17 protein-coding genes and 1 rRNA gene are annotated in these 16,953 nt (G+C 75.0%); 16 read left to right on the top strand and 2 right to left on the bottom strand.

The annotated features are described in order from the left end of the window. Nucleotides 1–97, top strand: a 5S ribosomal RNA gene (gene rrf / locus ACWEFJ_RS36235); the annotation flags it as partial. Nucleotides 98–182: 85 nt separating this feature from the next. On the opposite strand, the gene ACWEFJ_RS36240 is transcribed toward rrf, so the two are convergent. Next, nucleotides 183–1,949, bottom strand: coding sequence for a hypothetical protein (locus tag ACWEFJ_RS36240; protein WP_449716542.1), 1,767 nt, complete (start codon nucleotides 1,947–1,949; stop codon nucleotides 183–185). On the opposite strand from ACWEFJ_RS36240, the gene ACWEFJ_RS36245 reads away from it, so the two are divergent. The 13 genes from ACWEFJ_RS36245 to ACWEFJ_RS36305 all read left to right on the top strand — a co-directional run bounded on the left by ACWEFJ_RS36245 (nucleotide 1,893) and on the right by ACWEFJ_RS36305 (nucleotide 14,192). Beyond that, the gene (locus ACWEFJ_RS36245; RefSeq protein WP_449716543.1) at nucleotides 1,893–2,510 is read left to right on the top strand and encodes a hypothetical protein; all 618 of its coding nucleotides are present in this window, start codon (nucleotides 1,893–1,895) and stop codon (nucleotides 2,508–2,510) included. The two genes, ACWEFJ_RS36240 and ACWEFJ_RS36245, sit on opposite strands and share 57 nt — an antisense overlap. 96 nt (nucleotides 2,511–2,606) lie before the next feature. Beyond that, entirely contained in the window at nucleotides 2,607–3,395 is a 789-nt protein-coding gene (locus ACWEFJ_RS36250; protein ID WP_378091876.1) for an HAD-IIA family hydrolase, read from the top strand. Between the two features lie 5 nt (nucleotides 3,396–3,400). After that, nucleotides 3,401–3,574, top strand: a complete 174-nt coding sequence (locus ACWEFJ_RS36255; protein ID WP_181320489.1) for a hypothetical protein — start codon at nucleotides 3,401–3,403, stop codon at nucleotides 3,572–3,574. A 3-nt stretch (nucleotides 3,575–3,577) separates the two neighbouring features. Continuing rightward, on the top strand, nucleotides 3,578–4,384 hold the full coding sequence (locus ACWEFJ_RS36260; RefSeq protein ID WP_378091878.1) for a TlyA family RNA methyltransferase: 807 nt from the start codon (nucleotides 3,578–3,580) through the stop codon (nucleotides 4,382–4,384). Between the two features lie 128 nt (nucleotides 4,385–4,512). Then, nucleotides 4,513–5,406: an NAD kinase gene (locus ACWEFJ_RS36265; protein ID WP_378091880.1), complete on the top strand. Its 894-nt coding sequence runs from the start codon at nucleotides 4,513–4,515 to the stop codon at nucleotides 5,404–5,406. Between the two features lie 75 nt (nucleotides 5,407–5,481). Next, on the top strand, nucleotides 5,482–7,263 hold the full coding sequence (gene recN, locus ACWEFJ_RS36270) for a DNA repair protein RecN (RefSeq protein ID WP_449716544.1): 1,782 nt from the start codon (nucleotides 5,482–5,484) through the stop codon (nucleotides 7,261–7,263). Next, the gene (locus ACWEFJ_RS36275; protein WP_449716545.1) at nucleotides 7,260–7,904 is read left to right on the top strand and encodes a hypothetical protein; all 645 of its coding nucleotides are present in this window, start codon (nucleotides 7,260–7,262) and stop codon (nucleotides 7,902–7,904) included. The genes recN and ACWEFJ_RS36275 overlap by 4 nt, the downstream gene beginning before the upstream one ends. A 180-nt stretch (nucleotides 7,905–8,084) precedes the next feature. Then, a complete protein-coding gene (locus ACWEFJ_RS36280; protein WP_449716546.1) occupies nucleotides 8,085–8,909 on the top strand; it encodes a hypothetical protein in 825 nt (274 codons plus the stop codon). A 94-nt stretch (nucleotides 8,910–9,003) separates the two neighbouring features. Further along, nucleotides 9,004–10,188: a putative cytokinetic ring protein SteA gene (steA, locus tag ACWEFJ_RS36285; protein WP_378091888.1), complete on the top strand. Its 1,185-nt coding sequence runs from the start codon at nucleotides 9,004–9,006 to the stop codon at nucleotides 10,186–10,188. After that, a complete protein-coding gene (locus tag ACWEFJ_RS36290) occupies nucleotides 10,185–11,123 on the top strand; it encodes a copper transporter (RefSeq protein ID WP_378091890.1) in 939 nt (312 codons plus the stop codon). The genes steA and ACWEFJ_RS36290 overlap by 4 nt, the downstream gene beginning before the upstream one ends. A 227-nt stretch (nucleotides 11,124–11,350) precedes the next feature. Then, nucleotides 11,351–13,039 (top strand): CTP synthase, encoded by a 1,689-nt coding sequence (locus ACWEFJ_RS36295; protein WP_378091892.1) that lies wholly within the window; start codon nucleotides 11,351–11,353, stop codon nucleotides 13,037–13,039. Further along, a complete protein-coding gene (locus ACWEFJ_RS36300; protein WP_378091894.1) occupies nucleotides 13,036–13,656 on the top strand; it encodes an NUDIX domain-containing protein in 621 nt (206 codons plus the stop codon). Before ACWEFJ_RS36295 ends, ACWEFJ_RS36300 begins: the two co-directional genes overlap by 4 nt. Nucleotides 13,657–13,781: 125 nt before the next feature. After that, nucleotides 13,782–14,192 carry a DUF2752 domain-containing protein gene (locus ACWEFJ_RS36305; RefSeq protein ID WP_449716547.1) on the top strand — a complete coding sequence of 137 codons (411 nt, stop codon included), beginning with the start codon at nucleotides 13,782–13,784 and terminating at the stop codon, nucleotides 14,190–14,192. Here ACWEFJ_RS36305 and ACWEFJ_RS36310 read toward each other — a convergent pair. Next, the gene (locus ACWEFJ_RS36310; RefSeq protein WP_378091898.1) at nucleotides 14,181–14,777 is read right to left on the bottom strand and encodes a DUF1707 domain-containing protein; all 597 of its coding nucleotides are present in this window, start codon (nucleotides 14,775–14,777) and stop codon (nucleotides 14,181–14,183) included. The two genes, ACWEFJ_RS36305 and ACWEFJ_RS36310, sit on opposite strands and share 12 nt — an antisense overlap. A gap of 645 nt (nucleotides 14,778–15,422) precedes the next feature. On the opposite strand from ACWEFJ_RS36310, the gene xerD reads away from it, so the two are divergent. Together xerD and ACWEFJ_RS36320 are read left to right on the top strand one after the other, a co-directional pair. Further along, nucleotides 15,423–16,304, top strand: a complete 882-nt coding sequence (xerD, locus tag ACWEFJ_RS36315; RefSeq protein WP_449716548.1) for a site-specific tyrosine recombinase XerD — start codon at nucleotides 15,423–15,425, stop codon at nucleotides 16,302–16,304. A gap of 50 nt (nucleotides 16,305–16,354) precedes the next feature. Beyond that, nucleotides 16,355–16,738: an ArsR/SmtB family transcription factor gene (locus ACWEFJ_RS36320; RefSeq protein ID WP_378091902.1), complete on the top strand. Its 384-nt coding sequence runs from the start codon at nucleotides 16,355–16,357 to the stop codon at nucleotides 16,736–16,738. Nucleotides 16,739–16,953 lie beyond the last annotated feature (215 nt).

Consider the following 16,953-nt stretch of genomic DNA (forward strand, 5'->3'; position numbering starts at 1 on the left):
GGGAACACCCGGTCCCATTCCGAACCCGGTAGTTAAGCCTTCCAGCGCCGATGGTACTGCACTCGTGAGGGTGTGGGAGAGTAGGACGCCGCCGAACATTCTTCCCTGAAAGGGCTTGTGGTGGGGGCACAGTGACATGTGCTCTCCCGCAAGCCCTTTCGGCGTGTCCACAGTAGGAGGAGTTAGTGTCCAGGTTCGGGGATCGACCCGGCGACCGTCAGCGTGGCCAGGGAGACCGACCGCGCCGATCCGACGACGGTGGCCGTGCCCAGGGAAGCCGCAAGCCGAGCAGTGGTGGCCGTGACGCCCGTGGTGGGGGCGAGCGGTCTGGCGGCGGTTATCCGCGCCGGGACGACCGGCCGAGCTATGACAAGCCTCGTGGCGGCGACCGCCGTGACGATTCCCGAGGCGAGCGCCCGCGCTACGACAAGCCCCGTGACGACCGTGGCGGTGCTCCGCGACGGGACGACAACCGGGGTGGTGGCTTCCGCCGGGACTCCGGTGACCGGCCCCGCTACGACCGCCCGCGTGACGACCGGCCCCGTGACGACCGGCCCCGTGACGACCGCGGCCGCGATGACCGTGGCCGTGACGACCGGGGTGGCCCTCGCCGCGACGACCGCTCCGGTGACCGGGGCGGGTTCCGGCGCGACGACAACCGCGGTGAACGCCCCCGCTTCGAGCGTCGGGACGACCGCGGGTTCGACCGGCGTGACGATCGTGGCGGGTTCGAGCGTCGGGACGACCGGGATCGCGGTGAGCGCGGCGGCTATCAGCGATCCGACAGCCGCGGGGGCTACCAGCGACGTGATGATCGCGGTGGGTACCAGCGGCGCGACGACCGGGGCGGTTTCCAGCGCCGGGACGATCGGGGCTTCGACCGGGGCGAGCGGGGCGGTTACCCGCGACGCGATGACCGGCCGGCCGGGGATCGCACCGGTGGGGACCGCGGTGGGTACGCCCGCCGGGACGACCGCGGCGGTGAGCGCAGCAGCTACCCGCGCCGTGACGACAGCGGCGGTTACCAGCGGCGCGACGACAGCGGTGGCTACCAGCGCCGGGATGACCGTGGCGGTTACGAGCGGCGGGACGATCGGGGCGGCTACCAGCGGCGCGATGACCGCCGTGACGACCGGGGTGGTGAGCGCACCGGCTACCCGCGTCGGGACGACCGGGGTGGCGACCGGCCGCGTGGCGACCGTGACCGGGGCGCGTACCCGCGTCGGGACGACCGCGCCGGTGGCGACCGCAGTGGGTACCAGCGGCGTGACGACCGTGGCGGTTATCAGCGCCGGGACGACCGGGAACGCGGCGGCTACCCCCGTAGGGACGACCGCGCCGGGTACCAGCGGCGGGACGACCGGCCGCGTTACGAGAAGCCGGGGAGCGACCGGCGGGACGCGCGGAGTCGTGATCGGGCCGCGCGGTTCCAGGAGCGGGTCGCGCAGACCGACGACCGGCAGGTCACCGAGGAGACCACGGCTGACGTCACCGCAGCCGATGTCGCAGCCGATGTCACCGCGACCGACAACACCGCGACCGGCACCGGCGCGGCCGACGTCACGGTGGCTGATGACACCGCGGCTGATGTGGATGTGAGCGCGGACGCCGCGCTGGACGCGGCCGAGGGCCGGGCGGAGGCCGGGGAAGGCGGGGCCGTCGAGGCTGACGCCGCCCCGTCCCGGGCTGCCGTGCCCGGGGCTGTGGAGACCGAGGACGAGGCGGGGGCCGGGGGCTCGGAGGCCGCCGAGGCCGCCGAGGCCGCGGGCGAGGACGTCGCCGAGGGTTCCCGGGGCTCGGAGGACGCGGTCGACGGGGAGGAGCGGGTGTTCACCCGCGCCCGCACGCCCGAGCTGCCCGAGGACGCCGACATCTCGATCCTCGACCCCGAGGTGAAGCAGGAGTTGCGCGGCCTGCCCAAGGGCCTGGCGGAGATCGTCGGCAGGCACTTGGCGGCGGCGGGCATGCTCATCGACAGCGAGCCCGAGCTGGCGCTGGAGCACGCCCGGTACGCGCGGTCGAAGGCGGCGCGGGTCGCGGTGGTCCGGGAGGCCGCCGGGTTGGCCGCCTACCACGCGGGCGAGTGGGCCGAGGCGCTGTCGGAGCTGCGGGCGGCGCGGCGCATGTCGCACGGCGCCGGGCACGTCGCGGTGATGGCCGACTGCGAGCGGGCGCTGGGGCGGCCCGAGCGGGCCATCGAGCTGGCTCGTGAGGCACAGGTGGCGCTGCTGTCCCCCGACGAGGCGGTGGAGCTGCGGATCGTCGCGGCGGGCGCGCGGCGGGACATGGGGCAGCTGGACGCGGCGGTGGTGGCCCTGCAGGGCGACGACCTGGACGAGAAGCGGCGTGAGCCGTGGAGCGCCCGCCTGTTCTACGCCTACGCGGACAACCTGGCCGCGGCCGGTCGCACCGAGGAAGCCGTGAAGTGGTTCCTCAACGCGGCGCAGGCCGACGACGACAACGAGACCGACGCCGCCGAGCGCGCGTTCGACCTCAGCCCGCAGGACTGAGCGGGCCCGACCGAAGTCACACCCGGAGGCTCGGCACCACGCGGTGCCGAGCCTCCAGACTGTGTGCGACCGGAAGATTCCCGAACGGAGAAGCCTGTGCTGCTGGACCGCTACGACGCCCTGCTGCTCGACCTCGACGGGACGGTCTACCGGGGGCGGGAAGCCGTGCCGGGCGCGGTCGAGGCGGTCGCCGCCGCCCGCGCGCACGGCACCGGCATCCGGTTCGTCACCAACAACGCCTCCCGGTCGCCGGAGACGGTCGCCGAGCACCTGACCGAGCTGGGGTTCGACGCCGCGCTGGACGAGGTGAGCACGAGCGCCCAGGCGGGCGCGGCCATGCTGCTCGACCTGGTGCCGCGCGGCGTGCCGGTGCTGGTCCTGGGCACGGACGCGCTGGCCGAGCAGGTGCGGCTGCGCGGCTACGAGCCGACGGACCGCGCCGAGGACGCGCGGGCGGTCGTGCAGGGCCTCTCCCAGGACCTGGGCTGGCGCGAGCTGGCCGAGGCGTGCGTGGCGATCCGCCAGGGCGGGGCGCACTGGATCGCGTGCAACGTGGACGCGACGCTGCCGACCGAACGGGGTCTGCTGCCGGGCAACGGGTCGCTGGTCGCGGCCCTGCGGACGGCGACGGGCCGGGAGCCGCTGGTGGCGGGCAAGCCGGCCACGCCGTTGCTGGAGCAGGCCGCGAAGTCGGCGGGCGCGCAGCGGCCGCTGGTGGTGGGCGACCGGTTGGACACCGACATCGCGGGCGCGGTCAACGCGGGCATGGACTCGCTGCTGGTGCTCACCGGCGTGTCCACCGAAGCCGAGGCGACGGCCCTGCCCGAGGACCGGCGGCCGACCTACGTGGCGGCGGACCTGTCCGCGCTGCATCGGCTACCTTGATTCCTGTGAGCTTCGAGGTCCCCCTCCCCGGCCCGCCCCGTGATCCCGTGGCCGGGATCGACGACGCCCTGGCCGGTCTCGACGGGCTGGACGCGCTCGACGTGGTCGAGCACGTGGCCCGGTTCGACGACGCGCACACGGCGTTGACGGCCGCGTTGTCCAGCATCGACAAGGTCTGACCGGTGCCGCGCAGGGCTCGGCTGGACGCCGAACTGGTCCGCCGCGGGCTGGCCAGGTCACGGGAGCACGCGAGCCAACTCGTCGCCGAGGGCCGCGTGACCGTGCGGGGCTCGGTGGCCACGAAACCCGCGACCGCCGTCGAGCTGGACACCGCGCTGGTGGTCCGCGAGACCGACGACCCGAACTACGCCTCGCGGGGCGCGCACAAGCTCGTCGGCGCGCTGGAGGCGTTCGACGGGGTGGTCGTGGCGGGCAGGCGGTGCCTGGACGCGGGCGCGTCCACCGGGGGGTTCACCGACGTGCTGCTGCGCTCGGGCGCGCGGCAGGTGGTGGCCGCCGACGTGGGCCGCGGCCTGCTGGACTGGCGGCTGCGCACCGACGACCGGGTCGTGGTCAAGGACAAGACGAACGTGCGGTCCTTGACCCCCGAGGACATCGGCGGCCCGGTCGACCTGGTGGTGGCGGACCTGTCGTTCATCTCGCTGCGGCTGGTGCTGCCGGCGCTGGCCTCCTGCCTGGACGAGGGCGGCGACCTGCTGCCGATGGTGAAGCCCCAGTTCGAGGTCGGCAAGGAACGCCTGGGCTCGGGCGGCGTGGTGCGGGACCCGGAGCTGCGCGCGGAGGCGGTGCTGGACGTGGTGGCGTCGGCCGCCGGGCTCGGCCTGCGCCTGCACGGCGTCACCGCGAGCCCGCTGCCGGGACCGTCGGGCAACGTCGAGTTCTTCGTGTGGCTGCGCCGGGGTGAACCCCTCGACGCGGCCGACGCCGCCGCGCTCGTGCGCGCGGCCGTGGCGGAAGGCCCCCGGTGAGCAGGCTCCCGATGACGATGCCTCCGATGAGGAGGCCCGCGTTCGAGGAGGCCCCGATGAGGAGGCCCGAGTGGGAAGGCCCCCAGTGAGCAGGCTCCGGTGAGCAGGCCCTTAGTGAGGACGGTCCGGTGACGAGGGAGATCCTGCTGGTCGTCCACACCGGGCGGCGCAGCAACGTGCTGGTCGCCCAGGAGGTCGCGGCGCGGTTCGCGGCGGGCGGCGTGCGGCTGCGGGTGCTGGAGGACGAAGCGCCCGAGCTGGACCCGACGTGCTACGCGCAGGTCGTGCCGGCCGACGACAAGGCCGCCGAGGGCACCGAGCTGGTGTTCGTGCTCGGCGGCGACGGCACGCTGCTGCGGGCGGCCGAGCTGGCGCGGGCGGCGGGGGTGCCGGTGCTCGGGGTGAACCTGGGCCGGGTGGGGTTCCTGGCCGAGGCGGACTCCGACGCGCTGTACGAGGCGATCACGCACGTCGTGGACCGGGACTACGACGTCGAGGAGCGGATGACGCTCGACGTGACGGCGTCGGTCGACGGCGAGGTGCTGGAGGGCACGTGGGCGCTCAACGAGGCCAGCGTGGAGAAGAGCACCCGCGAGCGGATCCTGGACGTCGTGGTGGAGGTGGACGGGCGGCCGGTGTCGGCGTTCGGCTGCGACGGCGTGCTGGTGGCGACCCCGACCGGGTCGACGGCGTACGCGTTCTCCGCGGGCGGGCCGGTGGTGTGGCCGGACGTGCAGGCGCTGCTGGTCGTGCCGAGCAACGCGCACGCCCTGTTCGCGCGGCCCCTGGTGGTGTCGCCGGCGTCCGTGGTGGCGCTGGAGGTCGACCCGGAGGGCCACCCGGCGGTGCTGTGCGCGGACGGCCGCCGCACGGTGAACCTGCCGCCGGGCGCGCGGGTCGAGGTGGTGGGCGGCCGCACCCCGCTGCGGTTGATCCGGCTGCGGCCGGGTCCGTTCACCGACCGGCTGGTGGAGAAGTTCGAGCTGCCGGTGCAGGGGTGGCGCGGCCCGTCGGCCCACTGAGGCCGGCGAGATCAACTACCGGACACCGGCCCCCGAGCACACGCTTTGCCCGCGTCGCCCAGTAGTGTTCCGGGCGTGCTGGCCGAGATGCGCATCCAGGGCCTCGGTGTGATCGACGAGGCCACCCTTGAGCTCGATGCCGGTTTCACCGTGGTGACGGGCGAGACCGGGGCGGGCAAGACCATGGTCGTCACCGGGCTCCACCTGCTGGGCGGTGGCCGGGCCGAGGCGTCCCGCGTGCGCAACGGCGCGGACAAGGCGGTGGTCGAGGGCCGGTTCGTCGCGCCCGCGGGCAGCCCGGCGGCGAAGGTCGCCGAGGAGGTCGGCGGCGAGCCCGACGACGACGGCAGCGTGATCGCGGTCCGCACCGTCGGCGCCGACGGCCGGTCCCGGGCGCACCTGGGCGGCCGGTCCGTGCCGGTGGGCGTGCTGTCGGAGCTGGCCGAGCAGCTGCTCGCGGTGCACGGGCAGAACGACCAGCTCCGGTTGCTGCGGCCCGCCGAGCAGCGGTCGGTGCTCGACCGGTTCGCCGGTGACGAGGTCGCCGAGCCGCTGCGCGGCTATCGGAAGGTCCGCGACGAGTGGCTGCGGGTGGCGACCGAGCTGGCCGAGCGCACCGCGCGGTCGCACGAGCTGGCCCGCGAGGCCGAGCTGCTGCGGCACGGGCTGGCCGAGATCGAGGCGATCGACCCGAAGCCGGGCGAGGACGAGGAGCTGGTCGCCGAGGCGCGCCGGCTCGCCGACGCCGACCAGCTGCGGGAGGCGGCGTCGGGGGCGCAGTACGCGGTGTCCGGCTCGCCCGACGGCGACCCGGACGTGCCGGGCGCGCTCGGCCTGATCGGCGAGGCCCGGCGGCGGTTGACCGCGTCGGACGACCCGAAGCTGCGCGAGCTGGAGCCGCGGCTGGTGGAGGCGGAGACGCTGCTGGCCGACGTGGGCGCGGAGATCGCGTCCTACCTGGAGCACCTGGACGCGGATCCGGCGCGGCTGGAGCAGGTGCTCGCGCGCCAGGCCGAGCTGAAGTCGTTGACCCGCAAGTACGCCGCCGACGTGGACGGGGTGATCGCGTGGGCGCGGGACGCGTCCTCGCGGCTGTCCGGGCTGGACACGTCGGACGAGGCGCTGGCGGCGTTGGCCGCGCGGCGCGACGAGCTGGCGGTGGAGCTGGCCGGGTACGCCCGGCGGGTGACCGCCGAGCGGCTGGCCGCGGCCGAGGAGCTGGGCCGGGCGGTGTCGGACGAGCTGACGGGCCTGGCCATGCCGCACGCCACGGTCGAGGTCGCGGTGCGGCCCCGGCCCGCCGAGCCGGGCGACCCGCAGGCGCTGGACGTGGACGGGCAGCTGCTGCACGCCGGGTCCAGCGGGGTGGACGACGTGGAGCTGCGGCTGATCGCGCACCCCGGCGCGCCCGCGCTGCCCGTGCACAAGGGCGCGTCGGGCGGTGAGCTGTCGCGGGTGATGCTGGCGCTGGAGGTCGTGCTGTCGCACTCCGACCCGGTGCCCACGCTGGTGTTCGACGAGGTGGACGCCGGGGTCGGCGGCCGGGCGGCGGTCGAGGTCGGACGCCGGCTGGCCCGGTTGGCGCGCAGCCACCAGGTGATCGTGGTGACGCACCTGCCGCAGGTGGCGGCGTTCGCCGACCGGCACCTGGTGGTGGACAAGACCGCGGACGGCGTGCTGACCCGCAGCGGGGTGCGCCGGCTGGACGAGTCGCAGCGGGTGGTCGAGCTGGCGCGGATGCTCGCGGGCATGGACTCCACCGACACCGGCCGCGCGCACGCCGAGGAGCTGCTGGCGGCGGCGAAGGCCGACAAGGAGAGCGTGCCCGTGGTGCGGCGCAAGGCGAAGAAGAAGTGAACCGAAGGCTGCTCGGCGCGGCCTTGTTGGTGGTGGCCGGCGGGGTGGCCGTGGCGGGCACGTTCCGGCCGTTGTACTCGCAGGGCGTCCACCGCGGCGACTCGCCGCCCATGGTCCACGTGACGTCCTGGGAGTACGTGTTCACCCTCCCGGTGGGCATGGAGTCGCCGATCGTGCGGAGCCCCCAGTACGGGGTGCCGATCGTCGTGTCGGCGGTGCTGCTGGCGATCGCGGCGGCGCTGGTGTTCCTGCCGGAGGCGCAGCGCCTGGCCGCCCGCTACCTCGCGATCGCCGGGACGGGCCTGCTCCTCGGCGCGGTGTGGGCGACGGGGGCCGCAGTCGTGTCCGCGGTCGGCAACGCGGAGGCCCAGGACGAGGCCGGTTTGGGCGTGCGGGCCGACGAGGGCATCGCCGTGCTGGCCGGGTCGGTGCTGGTCGCGGTGGTGGGCGTGGTGCTGCTGCACGCCCGGCGTCCGCAGCCGCGGCCCGACGGGCCGGTGGTGTACCGGGTGGACGACGACGCGGTGGACGCGGACACGGACACGCCGCCGTTCGGCTTCCCGGCGCCGGAGGTCGAGGTCGCCCGGCTCCCGGGGACCGGGCCGGACCGCCGTAGCGAACCTCCGACCGCCGGGGCGTGACCGGGCGGCCACGGCGTGGTGCCGGTGGCCGGGGGTGAACGGCCGGCCGGCGATGCGCACGCGGCCGGCGGTGGGCGGTCGGCCGGTTGGCGGCGGCGCGGGAGCCGGTACCGCTGGTACACCTGGTGTGGTCGGCGCGGACGGACTTCGGTTCGTCCCCGGACCCGAGGAGAACCGCACATGACCCGGCGCGCGATCGCGGTCACCACCATCGGCGCGGGTGCGCTGTTCGTGGTGCTGGGCTCGCTCCTCCCGTTGTACGGGGTGGAGACGACCATGCGGCCGGGGGTGAACGGCCCGCTGCCCGGCGGGGTGCGCCGGCTGGTGGCGATCACCGGGTGGGAGTACGTGCAGGAGCCCCCGCCGCCGACCGAGTACCTCGGTTCCGGCCTGTACCCCGTCTACGGGTACGGGCTCGTCCTGGCCGCCGTCGTGGCCGCGGTCGGCGCGCTGCTGCAACTGCGGTCGCCGCTGCTCGCCGCGGTCGGCCGGTTCGGCGTGCTCGCGGCCGTCGGGGTGGTCGTCGGCACGGTGTGGGCGGTGCTGGAGACGATGCGGACGCTCTTCGGCAGCGTCGACGTCGCGCCGATCGTGACCACGGAGGAGTTCGTCGGCGCGGGCGCCTGGCTGCTCCTGCTCGCCTCGGTGGCGATGGTCGCCGGGGCTGTGCTGGCGCACGACTGGCCGCCGCGCACGCCGAGGCCGGCGGGGGTGTCGGTGTACCAGGTGGACGACGACGACACGCCGCCGTTCGGCTTCCCCATGCCGGTGTCCGGGTCGGACGTGCCACCCGGTGGTCCGGCGGCTCCCGGTCCGGTGCCGCAGTCCGGTCCGGCGGCTCCGGGGCCGGTGCCGCAGTCCGGTCCATCGCAGCCCGGTCCGGTGTCGCCCGGTCCGGTGCAGCCCGGTCCCGTCGCGCCCCCGGTGGCGCACCTGCCTCCGGTGGTGGAGTTCCCGGGAGCCTCCCCGTCCCCGGACGACCGACGTCACCCTACCGGGGGATAAACGTCCACTGTGGATCACCGGTGGCACTGACCAGCCACGATCGGGCTCGGCGTGTTGGCCTCCGGTCGCGTGCGACGTGGGTCACCATCGGTCCATGAAGCTCTCCGGGTTGCTCGGCCGCGCGCACCACGAACCGCCAGGCGTCACCGGGGTGGCGCGGGTCGACCGCCGCTCGGCCGACCTGCTGCGCCGGCTGAGCCCCGGTGACGTCGCGGTCCTCGACCACGTCGACCTCGACCGCCGCACGGCCGAGGCGCTCGTGCACGCCGAGGTGGCGGCCGTGGTCAACGCGTCGCCGTCCATCTCCGGCCGGTTCCCGAACCTCGGCCCCGAGCTGCTGGTCGCGGCGGGTGTCCCCCTGATCGACGACGTCGGCCCGGCGGTGCTGCGGGAGGTCCGGGACGGCACGAAGCTGCGGCTGCACGACGGCGCGGTGTTCGTCGGCGACAAGGAGGTCGCGCGGGGCGTCGAGCAGAACGCCGAGTCGATCGCCGACGCGCTGATCGAGGCCAAGGCGGGCATGGCCGCGCAACTGGAGGCGTTCTCCGCGAACACCATCGAGTTCCTGCGCCGGGAGCGGTCGCTGATCCTCGACGGCGTCGGCGTGCCCGAGCTGGACGTGCCGATCCGCGACCGGGAGGTGCTGGTCGTCGCGGGCGGCCCCCGGCACGCCGAGGAGCTGCGCGCGCTGCGCAAGTACGTCCGCGATCACCGGCCCGTGCTGATCGGCGTCGACGCGGGCGCGGACACCCTGCACGACGCCGGGTACGCGCCGGACGTCGTCGTCGGCGACCCCGACGGGATCGGCACCGCCACGCTGCGGTCGGCCGCGGAGGTCGTGGTGCCCGCGCAGGTCGACGGGCACGCGCCCGGCCTGGAGCGGATCCAGGACCTCGGCATCGGCGCGGTGACGTTCCCCGCCACGGGCAACGCCGAGGACCTGGCGCTGCTGCTGGCCGAGGCGCACGGCGCGGTGCTGGTGGTGACCGTGGGCCTGCGGGCGGGGCTGCGCGAGTTCCTCGACCGCGGCAACTCCGGGTCCACGCCGTCCACGTTCCTCACCCGGCTCAAGCTCGGCGACAAGCTCGTGGACTCCCGCGCGGTCGCGACCCTGCACCGGGGGCGGACCTCGACGGGCCTGGTGGTGCTGCCGGCGCTGGCCGCGGTCCTCGCGATGGCGGCCGCGGTCGCCGTGTCCGGGCTCGGCGGCGCCTACGTCGACGTCGCCGCCGACGCGATCCGATCCGTCGTCGACTGGTTCAGGGGGTGGTCCGGGTGATCTCGCTGCGCTACCACGTCGTCTCCGTCACCGCGGTGTTCCTGGCGCTGGCGGTCGGGGTGGTGCTGGGCTCGACCGCGATCAGCGGCCGGGTGCTGTCGGGGCTCAACGACGACAACACGTCGCTGGGCCGGGAGGTCGCCGCGCTGCGGGCGGAGCGCAACGGCCTGGACGCCCGCCTCGCCGACGCCGACCGGTTCGCGGCCTCCGTCGGCCCCCAGGCGGTGCGGGAGCACCTGGCCGAGCGGACCGTCGTGCTGGTCACCACCGCCGACGCCGCGCCCGGCGACCGCGACGCGCTGACCGCGCTGCTCGGCTCGGCCGGCGCGACGGTCACCGGCGAGCTGCAGCTCACCGAGGCGTTCACCGACCCGGACAAGGCCGACCAGCTCCTCGACCTCGTCGCCCGGTTGCAGCCCGCGGGCAGCAGGCTGCCCACCGGCGCGGACCCCGGCACCCGCGCGGGCGGCCTGTTCGGGTCCGTGCTGCTGCTCGACCCCCGGACCGGGCAGCCGCGGGCCACGCCCGACGAGCTGGCGGCCGCGCTCGGCGGGCTGTCCAGCGCCGGGTTCGTCAAGGCCGGCCAGGGCCTGCGGCCCGCGCAGACGGCCGTGGTGCTGACCGGGGGCGCGGTCGAGGGCGACTCGGCCGCCGACCGGGCCGCCGTGGTGGCGCGGTTCGCCGCCCAGCTGGACCGGTCCGGCGCGGGCGTCGTGCTGGCGGGCGGGGAGGGCTCGGCCGACGGCACGGGCCCGGTCGGCGTGGTGCGGGCGGACACGGCCGCGACGTCCGTGCTGTCCACCGTGGACAACGCCGACACCGCGGCCGGGCGCGTGGTCGTGGTGCTCGCGCTGCGTGAGCAGCTGGACGGCAAGGCCGGGCGGTACGGGGTGGCGGGCAACGCCGAAGGCCCCGCGCCGGGAACGGCAGGCTGAGCCGCCGCGTTCGCCGGGGCGGAACCCGGCGTTCCCGAGCGGTTCGCGGACACGTGGTCCGGTGTTCGACCGGTCCTACGCCATCCGAGTGACTGGACTCGGCACCCACCAGCGCGCTCGGTGACCGGCGGCGTGTTAGCGTTAGGGCCCGTGGACAGGGCGCTGAGCAGTGCGGGACCACCGCGGCCGGCCCCTAGCGGACATCCAGACCACGGGGAGCCTCCTTGGTGCAGCAGGCACGTACGACCAAGCACGTTTTCGTCACCGGGGGTGTGGCTTCCTCCCTCGGCAAGGGGTTGACCGCGTCGAGCCTCGGTCAGCTGCTCACCTCACGTGGTCTCCGGGTGACCATGCAGAAGCTGGACCCGTACCTGAACGTGGACCCGGGCACGATGAACCCGTTCCAGCACGGCGAGGTGTTCGTCACCGACGACGGCGCGGAGACCGACCTCGACATCGGCCACTACGAGCGGTTCCTGGCGCGCGACCTGTCCGGCGACGCCAACGTCACCACCGGCCAGGTGTACTCGGAGGTCATCGCCAAGGAGCGGCGCGGCGAGTACCTGGGCGACACCGTGCAGGTCATCCCGCACATCACCGACGAGATCAAGCGGCGCATCCGGGCCATGGCCGAGCCGGGGCCCGACGGCGTCGCGCCCGACGTGGTGATCACCGAGGTCGGCGGCACGGTCGGCGACATCGAGTCCCTGCCGTTCCTGGAGGCGTGCCGGCAGGTGCGCCACGACGTGGGCCGGGACAACGTGTTCTTCCTGCACGTGTCGCTGGTGCCCTACCTCGCCCCGTCCGGCGAGCTGAAGACCAAGCCGACGCAGCACTCCGTGGCCGCGCTGCGCAACATCGGCATCCAGCCCGACGCCATCGTGTGCCGGGCCGACCGGGAGATCCCGGACTCGTTGAAGCGCAAGATCGGCCTGATGTGCGACGTGGACACCGAGGCCGTGGTGGCGGCGGTCGACGCGCCGTCGATCTACGACATCCCGAAGGTGCTGCACGGCGAGGGCCTCGACGCGTACGTGGTGCGGCGGCTCGACCTGCCGTTCCGCGACGTCGACTGGACCGTGTGGGGCGACCTGCTCGACCGCGTGCACAACCCGTCCGAGAAGGTCCGCATCGGCCTGGTCGGCAAGTACGTCGACCTGCCCGACGCCTACCTGTCGGTGACCGAGGCGCTGCGCGCGGGCGGGTTCGCGCACCGCACCAAGGTCGAGATCGTGTGGGTGCCGTCCGACGAGTGCCAGACGCCGTCCGGTGCGGCCCACGCCCTGGCCGGGCTCGACGCGATCCTCATCCCCGGCGGGTTCGGGGTGCGCGGCATCGAGGGCAAGATCGGCGCGATCACCCACGCCCGGACCCGCGGCATCCCGCTGCTGGGCCTGTGCCTGGGCTTGCAGTGCCTGGTCATCGAGGCGGCGCGCAACCTCGCGGGCATCGCCGACGCGAACTCCGCCGAGTTCGAGGACACCGGGTCGCCGGTGATCAGCACCATGGCCGACCAGGAGGACGTCGTCTCCGGGCAGCGCGACATGGGCGGCACGATGCGGCTCGGCGCGTACCCGGCGTCGCTGCTGCCGGGGTCGCAGGTGGCGAACGCGTACGGGTCGCTGGAGGTCTCGGAGCGGCACCGGCACCGGTACGAGGTCAACAACGCGTTCCGGGACCGGCTCGCGTCCGCGGGGCTCGTGTTCTCCGGCACGTCGCCGGACGGGCGGCTGGTGGAGTTCGTCGAGCTGCCCGCCGACGTGCACCCGTTCTTCGTGGCCACGCAGGCGCACCCGGAGCTGAAGTCCCGGCCGACCCGCCCGCACCCGCTGTTCGCGGCGTTCGTGAAGGCGGCGCTGGACTACCGGCTGGCCGACCGGCTGCCGCTGCCCGAGCCGGCGGGGGCCGCGCAGTGAGCGCCCGGCACGAGTTCGAGACGGTGTCGACGCGGGACGTGCACGTGGGCCGCGTCGTGGCGCTGCGGGTGGACGAGGTCGCCATGCCCGGCGGCGGCACGGCGTCGCGCGAGGTGGTGGAGCACCTCGGCGCGGTGGCCGTGGTGGCGTTGGACGACGACGGCGCGGTGACGCTGATCGACCAGTACCGGCACCCGCTGGGGCGGCGGCTGTGGGAGCTGCCGGCCGGGTTGCTGGACGGCGGTGACGAGTCGCCGCTGGACGCCGCGCGGCGGGAGCTGGCCGAGGAGGTCGGGCTGGCCGCGTCGGAGTGGGTGACGCTGGTGGACGTGGCCGTGTCGCCGGGGTTCACCGACGAGGTGGTGCGGGTGTTCCTGGCCCGCGGGCTCTCGGAGGTGGACCGCGACGTGCAGGGCGAGGAGGAGGCCGACCTGGAGGCCCGGCGCTTCCCGCTGGCCGAGGCGGTGGACATGGTGCTGGCCGGGGACATCGTCAACGGGCCGGCGGTGGCCGGGCTGCTGGCCGCGCACACCGTGGTCGCCGCGGGCGGCCGGGGCCGCCCGTCCGACGCCCCGTTCCGCGACCGCCCGACCCGCTTCGCCGCCCGCCGCTCCTGACGGCGCCCGCGGGCGCCGGACGTACCGTCCGGCGCCCGCGTGTCCTACGTTCGCGTCACGCGTGTCCTACCTCCAGAACGCGTGAGTCGTACGTTCGGGTCTCGTGTGTCGTACGTTCAGGACGGGTGAGTTCTGCGTTCGGGGAGCGGCGGATGAGGGTGGGCGCGGGTGTGCGGGGGCCGTTGGCGGTGGCCGCGGCGGCGGTGGCCGGGTGCGGGCTGCTGCTGGTCGTGGATCCCAACCAGCCCGGGTCGCTGTTGCCGCCGTGCCCGCTGTACGCGTTGACCGGCATTCAGTGCCCGGCCTGCGGGACCACGCGGATGGTGCACGCCCTGCTGCACGGCGACCTCGCCGCCGCCTGGCACTTCAACGCGGTCATGCTGCCGGCCGGGCTGCCGCTGCTGGCGTGGCTGTGGGTGCGCTGGTTCCGGGCGGCCCGGGCCGGCCGGCCGATGCCGCCGGTGTCGCGGAAGGTCGGCGTGCCGGTGGTGGCGCTGGCCGTCACGTGGATGGTCGTGCGGAACCTAGTCGCGTAGCTTGCGGCCCTGGCTGTCCGTGCCGCCGTTGACCAGCAGGATGATCCCGTCGATGAGCGACCAGATGCCGCACCCGCCGCAGGTCAGGAGCTGGGCGATGCCGATCGCCGTGTCGCCGATGTAGAACCGGCCGATGCCGAACGGCAGCGCGAGCTGCAGCACGCCGGCCGCGATGCGCGACTTGTCCGACAGCGGCTGGCCGGTCAACGGGTCCACGCCGTACGGCGCGTTCGGGTTGAACCCGGGCGGGTAGCCGTACGCCGTGCCGTAGTGCTGGGACGGGTCCGCGTAGCCGGGCGGCGCGTAGCCGGGGATGCCCTGACCGGGCGTCGGGTAGCCGGGCGGCGGTGGCGCGGCGTAACCGGCGGTCGGCGGGTAGCCGGGCGGCAGGAACGTCGGGTGCGGCTGCGGCAGGTCGTGGAACAGGGCGGCCAGCTCCTGCGCGGACTGGGCCGCGGACGCGTAGCCGACGCGCTGCTCGTACTCGCCGATCTCCAGCCGACCGGCCGCGAAGTGGTCGTTCAGCGCGCTGATCGCGTCCTCGCGTTGCTGGTCGCCGATGCGCACCTGGTGTGGTTCCGACACGGGTAGACGCTAACAGCCCCGACCCCCTGGCCGGGCCGGAACCCGCTGGTCGACCTACCCTTTCGGGGTGGTGATCGGGGTGTCGGGGGAGTGGGCCGGGGTGGGCGCGCCGCGTGCCTCGACGTGGGGGCCGGCGAAGGTCGCGCTGCCGGGCGTGGCGGCCGACGGCGTTCGGGTGGCCGTTGGCGGTTCGGTCGGCGCGGTGCGTGGCGGTCCCGGTGGACGGTCACGGCACGGGGTGACGGGTCGGCGATGAGCGCGCGGGAGCGGAGCGGGCCCGCCGGAGGCGGAGAGCCGGAATTGTCGGACCCCGTCGGTAAGGTAAAAGCAGGGGTCCCCTTGGCGGGTACCCCTGCGGGGCCTGCGCGTCGGGCCGAGCCGGGCACTGCGGAACTTGCGGGCAGGGTGAACGTCGGCACTGCGGAGCCTGCGGGCCGGGTGGACGCCGGTGCTGCGGAGCGCGTGGGCAAGGCGGATGCGGAGCCTGCCGGCGTGGCGGCCGAGACTCCCGGCGGGACCGACGCGGATACGGAGGAACCCGCGGGCGGGGTGAACGCCGGTGCTGCGGAGTCCGCGGGCAGGGCGGGCGTGGGTGCCGGGGGTCGGGCGAGTCAGGTCCACGCGGACACCCCGGCGGGGCGTGCGATGCGCGCCTACCTGGACCACCTCGCGGTGGAGCGCGGCACGGCGCGGAACACGCTCGACTCCTACGGGCGCGACCTGCGTCGGTACGCCGAGCACCTGGCGGCGCGGGGTGTCCACGACCTCGCCGAGGTCACCGAGGCCCTGGTCGGCGACTTCCTCGCGACGCTGCGCGAGTCCGGCCTGGCCGCGTCCTCCGCCGCCCGCACCCTCGTCGCCGTCCGCGGCCTGCACCGGTTCGCCCACCTCGAAGGGCTCGCCGTGCACGACCCCGCCCGCGCCGTGCACCCGCCGACCCCGCCCCGCCGGCTGCCCAAGGCCCTCCCGGTGGACGACGTGCTCAAGCTCCTCGACGGCCCCACCGACACCCCGGCCCACCTGCGCGACCGCGCCCTGCTCGAACTGCTGTACTCCAGCGGCGCGCGGATCTCGGAAGTCGTCGGCCTCGACGTGGACGACGTGGACGCCGCCGAACGCACCGTGCTGCTCGACGGCAAGGGCGGCAAGCAGCGCATCGTCCCCGTCGGCCGCCCCGCCCTGCACGCCCTCGACGCCTACCTGGTGCGCGCCCGCCCCGTCCTCGCCAAACGCGGCACGCCCGCCCTGTTCCTCAACGCCCGCGGCGGCCGGTTGTCCCGGCAGACGGCGTGGCACGTGCTGAAGGCGGCCGCCGAACGGGCGGGCATCGAGGCCGAGGTCTCGCCGCACACGCTGCGCCACTCGTTCGCCACCCACCTGCTCGAAGGCGGCGCGGACGTGCGGGTGGTGCAGGAATTACTGGGCCATGCCTCGGTGACGACCACGCAGGTGTACACGTTGGTCACGGTGAACACCTTGCGCGAGGTCTACGCGACCGCTCATCCTCGCGCAACGGGTGGAACATGAGCGGTCCACCCCTGCGACGACAGGCCCGACGAGCCGGAGGTGCCGACCAAGTGCCGAACTTCGACGAGCCCGAGCGCGGTGCGATCGAGCTGGGCGCGGTGCTGCACGCGTTGAGCGACCCCACCCGGCTGGCGGTGGTCCGGCAGATCGAGGCCGACGGCGAACGCCTGTGCGGCGCGCTGCTGGTCGACGTCGCCAAGTCCACGTTGTCGCAGCACCTGCGCGTGCTGCGGGAGGCGGGCATCACCCGCACCAGGGCGCGCGGCAACCAGCGGTGGGTGTCGCTGCGGCGCGACGACCTCGACGAGCTGTTCCCCGGCCTGCTCGACGTCGTGCTCCAGGCCGCCGAGCGGACCTGCCGCAAGACGACCGGCAGACCCGCCGACCGGGGCACGGGCGAGGACCCGGTGGTCGCGGTGGGTGTGACGCGCTGAGCGCACCGAGGGTGGTCGCGCCGAGCGCACCGGGGCACGGGCGACGACCCGGTGGGCGTGCACCGAGCCCACCAGCGCGCCGTCGCGGTGGGCGTGACGCGGTGAGCGGCACGGGCACGTGCCGGGAACGATCGGCCGCGCTTCGGCGGGGCGCGTTGCTGGTGGACCTCGGTGTGCCTAGGCTGCGCCCAGGCAGAGGACTAGGAATCGGGAAG

The sequence above is a fragment of the Actinosynnema sp. NPDC004786 genome (assembly GCF_053601135.1).